Source organism: Streptomyces katrae, from assembly GCF_000966975.1.
GTDB classification, from domain to species: domain Bacteria; phylum Actinomycetota; class Actinomycetes; order Streptomycetales; family Streptomycetaceae; genus Streptomyces; species Streptomyces katrae.
In genome coordinates, this window is record NZ_JZWV01001114.1 from 1 (window position 1) to 6,475 (window position 6,475).

At 75.4% G+C, this 6,475-nt stretch carries 5 protein-coding genes and 1 pseudogene; 3 read left to right on the top strand and 3 right to left on the bottom strand.

What is annotated here, in order from left to right; all coding sequences use genetic code 11:
- Positions 1 to 770: pyridoxal-phosphate-dependent aminotransferase family protein (locus VR44_RS33240; protein WP_045951361.1), on the bottom strand; the 770-nt coding region annotated here is incomplete at its 3' end.
- A gap of 64 nt (positions 771 to 834) precedes the next feature.
- Here VR44_RS33240 and VR44_RS33245 point away from each other — a divergent pair.
- On the top strand, positions 835 to 1,929 hold the full coding sequence (locus VR44_RS33245) for an amidohydrolase family protein (RefSeq protein ID WP_045951358.1): 1,095 nt from the start codon (positions 835 to 837) through the stop codon (positions 1,927 to 1,929).
- Positions 1,930 to 2,237: 308 nt separating this feature from the next.
- On the top strand, positions 2,238 to 3,158 hold the full coding sequence (locus VR44_RS33250) for an SCO1860 family LAETG-anchored protein (protein WP_045951359.1): 921 nt from the start codon (positions 2,238 to 2,240) through the stop codon (positions 3,156 to 3,158).
- A 74-nt stretch (positions 3,159 to 3,232) separates the two neighbouring features.
- On the opposite strand, the gene cobC is transcribed toward VR44_RS33250, so the two are convergent.
- A complete protein-coding gene (gene cobC / locus VR44_RS33255; RefSeq protein WP_384751782.1) occupies positions 3,233 to 4,654 on the bottom strand; it encodes an Rv2231c family histidinol phosphate aminotransferase CobC in 1,422 nt (473 codons plus the stop codon).
- Between the two features lie 116 nt (positions 4,655 to 4,770).
- Here cobC and VR44_RS33260 point away from each other — a divergent pair, with 116 nt between their 5' ends.
- Positions 4,771 to 5,520: a ZIP family metal transporter gene (locus VR44_RS33260; RefSeq protein ID WP_045951360.1), complete on the top strand. Its 750-nt coding sequence runs from the start codon at positions 4,771 to 4,773 to the stop codon at positions 5,518 to 5,520.
- A 65-nt stretch (positions 5,521 to 5,585) separates the two neighbouring features.
- Here VR44_RS33260 and VR44_RS33265 read toward each other — a convergent pair.
- A pseudogene (locus tag VR44_RS33265) lies at positions 5,586 to 6,475 on the bottom strand (cobyrinate a,c-diamide synthase); the annotation flags it as partial.

Genomic DNA, 6,475 nt, shown 5'->3' on the forward strand with positions numbered 1-6,475 from the left:
CTGGTGGCCCGCGCCGCCGCCGCGTGCCGGCCGAGCACGCCGGCCAGGCCCTCCTCCGCGATCCGGTCCAGGCAGGCCTCCAGCGCCAGCATCTCCAGCTGCGCCGGGGCGTGCAGCAGGGTCTTGCGGCCCCCGTCGACCCAGCGCTCCTTCCAGTCCAGCAGGGAGAGGTACGAGCGCCGGGGCGCGGCGGGGTTGGCCGCGAACCGCTCCCACGCCCGCTCGCTCACCGACACCGCCGAGACCCCCGCCGGGCCACCCATCGCCTTCTGCCCGCCGATCACGCACAGGTCCACGCCCCACGCGTCCGGCAGCAGCGGCTCGGCTCCCACCGAGGCGACCGCGTCCAGCATGAACAGCGCCCCGTGGGCCCGTACGGCCTCGCCGATCTCCGCGACCGGGTTGGTGTTGCCGGTGGCGGCCTCGGCGTGCACCAGCGACACGAAGTCGATCTCGGGGTGCTCCGCCAGGGCGCGGGCCACCTGCTCGCCGCTCACCGCCGTGTCGAAGGGCACCTCCAGGTCCACCACCTTCGCCCCGGCGTCACGCAGCCAGTTGCCGAACGTGGTCCCGTACGGGCCGGTGACGACGTTCAGCGCCGTCGAACCCGGCCGCGCCCCCGAGCGGATGCAGCCCTCCAGCGGAAGCAGCGCCTCGCCCTGGGTGATCACCACGTCGTGCCGGGTGTCCAGCAGCCGCGCGACGCCCCGCTCGATGGCGGCGAAGCGCTCGGCGGTCAGCGGCGGAAGGTCCAGGAGGGGGTGGGTCACGGCGGTGCTCTCTTCGTCCGGGGTCACCGGCCGAGCCTACCGAGCGCGCACGTACAGTGCGGACATGAGTGATCACGATGGTGTGCTCCATGTGAAGGGACGCGTGCTCGCCGGGCCCCACGAGGTCCACGACGAGCTCTGGGTCGTCGGGGGACGGGTCACCTACGAGCGGCCGGCCGCCGCCCGCGAGGTCACCACCGTCACCGGCTGGGTCCTGCCGGGGCTGGTCGACGCGCACTGCCACGTCGGCCTCGACGCCCACGGCCCGGTCGACGCGGCGACGGCCGAACAGCAGGCCCTCACCGACCGGGACGCCGGCACCCTGCTCATCCGTGATGCGGGCTCCCCCTCCGACACCCGCTGGATCGACGACCGCGCGGACCTCCCCAAGATCGTCCGGGCCGGCCGGCACATCGCCCGCACCCGCCGCTACATCCGCAACTACGCGCACGAGATCGAGCCGCCGCAGCTGGTCGAGTACGTGGGCCGGGAGGCCCGCCGCGGCGACGGCTGGGTCAAGCTCGTCGGCGACTGGATCGACCGCGAGGCCGGCGACCTGACGGCCTGCTGGCCGCGCGCCGAGGTCGAGGCGGCCATCGCCGAGGCGCACCGGCTGGGCGCCCGGGTCACCGCGCACTGTTTCGCGGAGGACTCGCTGCGCGACCTCGTGGAAGCGGGCATCGACTGCGTCGAGCACGCGACCGGCCTGACCGAGGACACCATCCCGCTGTTCGCGGAGCGCGGCGTCGCGATCGTCCCCACGCTCGTCAACATCGCGACCTTCCCGAAGCTCGCGGCGGGCGGCGAGAGCAAGTTCCCCCGCTGGTCGGCGCACATGCGCAGGCTCCACGAGCGGCGCTACGACACCGTCCGCGCGGCCTGGGACGCGGGCATCGGGGTGTACGTCGGCACGGACGCGGGCGGCTCCCTGCCGCACGGCCTGGTCGCCGCCGAGGTGCAGGAGCTGGTCAAGGCGGGCATCCCGCCGCTCGACGCGCTCTCCGCGACGGCGTGGGCGGCCCGCGAATGGCTCGGCAGGCCCGGCCTGACCGAGGGCGCCCCCGCGGACCTGGTGGTCTACGGCTCCGACCCGCGCGAGGACGTACGGGTGCTGGCGCAGCCGGAACGCGTGGTCGTCAACGGGACGGTCCGCGCCTGACCGGAACGACCGGCGGCCGGCCGGTGCGGGGTTGACGTGGCGTAACGCGGCGGCCCGGCCGCTCGTTGTTGATGTCCGAAAACCGGCGGTGCCGACGGCGGAGATGGGGCGCGAGGCAACTCATGTGCTGTACGAGGCGCCACAAATCGAATACGTGCATGGAAACCACCCTTTGGGGTGAACTCACGCCAGGTGGCTGCCCGTTCACCCACAGTGCGTAAAGACTTCGGGGCGTCGAAGCCGTCGGCCCGCGCGATGTCCCCCATTGGCGCCGCCACGGCACCCATCTCCCCGGGGGTTCCACCACCTTGAACAGCAACACCTTCCGCATGCCCGCGGCCGTTCTGCTCGCCACGGGGGCGGTAGCCCTGATCGCCGCGCCGCCCGCCCTCGCCACGGACGGCGGCAGCGGCGCCGGCCAGGGCACCTCGGGGGCCGTCGTCCTGCGCACCGGACTGGACGTGGGCCTCCTCAACAAGGCCGTGCACCTGCCGCTGAAGGCCACCCTCAACGAGGTCACCGCCCCCGCCACGGCCGAGAAGACGGCCCTCACCGTGACCCTCGACGGGGCCGAGCAGGGGCAGCCGGTGAACGTGCTCAAGGCGGACGTGGCCACCGCCACGGCAACCGCCGACGCGAACGGCGCCCGGGCCGAGGCGAACCTCGCCCACGCCCGGGTGCACGTCCCGGGCCTGCCGGCGCTCTCCCTCATCGAGGTGGAGAAGGTCACCTCCAAGGCCGACTGCGAGGCCGGCAAGAAGCCGGTCGCCACCTCGAACGTCCTGGGCACCGTCACCGCCCTCGGCAAGAAGGTCACCCTGACCGCCGGCGGCCCCACCAAGGTCGACGTCCCCGGCGTCGGCTCGGTCTCCCTGGAACTCTCCGATACGCAGACCACCTCCACCACCGCCGCGGCGGCCGCGCTCCGCCTCAAGGTGTCGGTGAACCCGCTGAACCTCAACGTGGCCCAGGTCGACGGCGAGTTGGTCCTGGCGGAGGCGCACTGCGAGTCCCCGAAGCCGCCCGCCAAGCCGGAGGCGAAGCCGGACGTCAAGGCGGACGCCAAGCCGGACGTCAAGGCGCAGACCGCCCTGACGAGCTCCACACAGGGCAACCTCGCCGAGACCGGGGCCGGCTCGGTCACCCCGTGGATCGCGGGCGGCGCGCTGCTCCTGCTGGCCGCCGGCGGCGGCGCGCTCGCCCTGACGAGGCGCGGCCGCAGCTCGTAGCCCCCGGCGCGGCCCGGAGCGGGGGCCCGCCACCGCCCCGTCGAGGGGAGGCGGCGAGCCCCCGTAAGGTCACCTCACGGTGCCGCCAGCGCCAGGGCGTGGTCCAGGGCCTGCAGCAGGCGGCCCGTCGTCGCACGGTCGCGGACCGCCAGGCGGAGCCATGACCCGTCCAGCCCCGGGAACGTGTCCCCCCGTCGCACCGCGAAGCCCAGCGCCCGCAGGCGGGTGCGGACCTCCGCCGCGCCGGGGAGCCGGACCAGGACGAACGGGCCCTCGGCCACCCCGCAGACGGTGATTTCCTCGAACTCCGCCAGCCCCGCCAGCAGGTGCGCCCGGTCCACCGCGATCCGCCGGGCCGCCGCCTCCGCCTCCTCCAGCGCCTCCGGTGCCACACACGCCTCCGCCGCCACCAGCGCCGGCGTGGAGACCGGCCACAGCGGCTGCGCCGCCGCCAGCTTCGCGATCACCTCCGGCTCGGCCAGCACGTAGCCGATCCGCAGCCCCGCCAGCCCCCACGTCTTCGTCAGGCTCCGCAGCACCACCAGCCCCGGCACGTCCATCCGTCCGGCCAGGGCCTCCCGTTCGCCCGGGACGGCGTCCATGAAGGCCTCGTCCACCACCAGGATCCGCCCCGGCCGGGCCAGCGCGGCCAGCGTCGCCGCCGGATGCAGGACGGACGTCGGGTTGGTGGGGTTGCCCACCACCACCAGGTCCGCCTCCTCCGGCACCGCCGCCGGGTCCAGCCGGAACCCGTCCTCGGGCCGCAGCAGCACCCGCTCCACCCGGTGCCCGGCATCCCGCAGGGCCGCCTCCGGCTCGGTGAACTGAGGGTGCACCACCACCGGCCGCTCCGCGTCCAGCGCCCGCGCGATCAGCACGAACGCCTCCGCCGCCCCCGCCGTCAGCAGCACCCGCTCGACCGGCAGCCCGTGGCGCCGGGCCACGGCGGCCCGGGCCGCCCGCCCGTCCGGGTACGCCGCGAGGTCCCCGAGGGAGGCCGCGATCCGCTGCTTGAGCCACTCCGGCGGCGTGTCCGACCGTACGTTCACCGCCAGGTCCACGAGCCCGTCACCCGCGTCCGCCACCTCCGCGTCCCCGTGGTGGCGCAGGTCGTGCTCCTCGGCGGTGGCCACCGCGCAGGTCGCCGCCACCGAACGGCGCTTGGGAACGAGGAGTTCCCCGCCGCCCGCCAGCGCCGCGGCCTCCGCCACCGAGGCGGTCCCGGCGGCCTCGCGCACGGCCGGCGACGGGTGCGGTACGGGGATCCGCGCGAGCTCCTCGGCGGGATAGCCCACCAGCGGCACGCCGAAACGTTCCGCCGCGCCCACGATCCCGGGCTCCAGGCTCTTCGAGTCCACCGTGGCCAGCGCCGTCACCGCCGCGGTGCTCAGCCCGGCCCCGCGCAGGGTCTCCTCGACCAGCGCGCAGACCTCCGCGACGGAGACCCCCGCGCGTCCGCCCACCCCGACCACCAGTCGCGTCACGTACTCACCCACCGGGGTCCTCCCTCCGTACTGGTGTCCGTCGTCTGTCGTCTGTCGTCATCACGGTGGCGTCCGCCACCCGCGCGGCGGAAGTGCGCACGGCGCCGCCAGTCGGTATCCAGGGGCACATGGCGGTGATCGTGGCTCTGGGCGCGTTCCTGATGACGTTGGCGGGCGGCTGGACGGCGCAACGCGTCACCGACCGCCGCCACCTCGTCCTGGGTCTGGCCGGCGGGCTGATGCTCGGCGTCGTGGGCCTGGACCTGCTCCCGGAGGCCCTGCACGCCGCCGGTGAGGAGGTCTTCGGGGTCCCGCTCGCCCTGCTGCTCTTCGTGGCCGGGTTCCTCGTCGCCCATCTGGTGGAACGCCTGCTCGCCGTGCGGCAGGCCCCGCACGGCGGCAGCGACGGCGCAGGTCACGGGCACGACCACGGCGGCCGTGTCCCGCAGGTCGGGCTCGTCGCCGCCGCGGCCATGGTCGGCCACAGCCTCGCCGACGGCGTGGCCCTCGGCGTCGCCTTCCAGGTCGGCGGGGGGATGGGCGTGGCCGTCGCGCTGGCCGTCCTCACCCACGACTTCGCCGACGGGTTCAACACGTACACCCTCACCCGCCTGTACGGGAACGACCGCCGCAAGGCGCTGATGATGCTCTTCGCGGACGCCGCGGCACCCGTCGTGGGCGCCGCGTCCACCCTGCTGTTCACCCTTCCGGAGGAACCCCTCGGGGCGTATCTCGGATTCTTCGGCGGGGCCCTGCTGTACCTGGCGGCCGCCGAGATCCTGCCCGAGGCGCATCACGAGCACCCCGCCCTGTCCACGCTGATGTGCACGGTGGGCGGGGTGGCCGGGATCTGGCTGGTGGTCGGCCTCGCGGACTGAGCGGGCTGAGCGAACCGGGCGGCCGGGGCGGACCGGGCGGACCGGGCGGACCGGCCCGTTCGGGCTCACGGGCGGGCCGCTGCGGCCGCCGCCGTGCCCGCCGCGAAGTCCGCCGCGGCCGCCGCGAACCGGGACGCCACGGACGGCTGCGCCGCCCAGTGCGTGTGCAGGTAGCTGGCGTGCACGTTCCCCTGCACGAAGCCCTCGACGCGGCGTTCGGGGTGCGTGAAACCCCACGCCGGCGCGGCCCCGGCACCCGGCTCGACCACCGTCCGGTGGAACTCGTGGCCCCGCAGCCGGGTGCCGGCCGCCGCGAGCGGGCTGTCCGACACCGCCACCGCCTCCCGGTAGCCGAGCGTGAGCCGCTCCGACATCCGGGCGTCGGCGTCGAGCACCCCGCACATGGGCTTCCCGTCCAGGGAGCGCGCCAGGTAGAGCAGCCCGGCGCACTCCGCCGCGACCGGCCCGCCGACCGCGGCGAAGGCGGCCACCGCCGCGCGGAGCGGCTCGTTCGCCGAGAGTTCCGGGGCGTAGACCTCGGGGAAGCCGCCGCCGATCACCAGGCCGGCGGTGCCGGGCGGGAGCGCCTCGTCGTTCAGCGGATCGAACGTGACGACCTCCGCGCCGGCGGCGCTCAGCAGTTCCGCGTGCTCGGCGTACGAGAACGTGAACGCCGGGCCTCCGGCTACGGCGATGAGAGGCCCCCCACCCCGCCCCTTCACGGAACCGGGGCTTGCGGCCCCGGACGCCGTTCCGGGGGCTCCGCCCCCGGCCAGGCCGGCGGCGAGCGCTGCCTCCGGCGACCACGCCTCGCACGTCAGTGCCGGGGCGGACCGGGCCAGGGCCAGCAGGGCGTCCAGGTCGCAGCCCGTACGGACCTGGTCCGCCAGGGCCGCCACCGCCGCCAGCGCGTCGGCACGCCGTTCCGCCACCGGGACCAGGCCCAGGTGCCGGG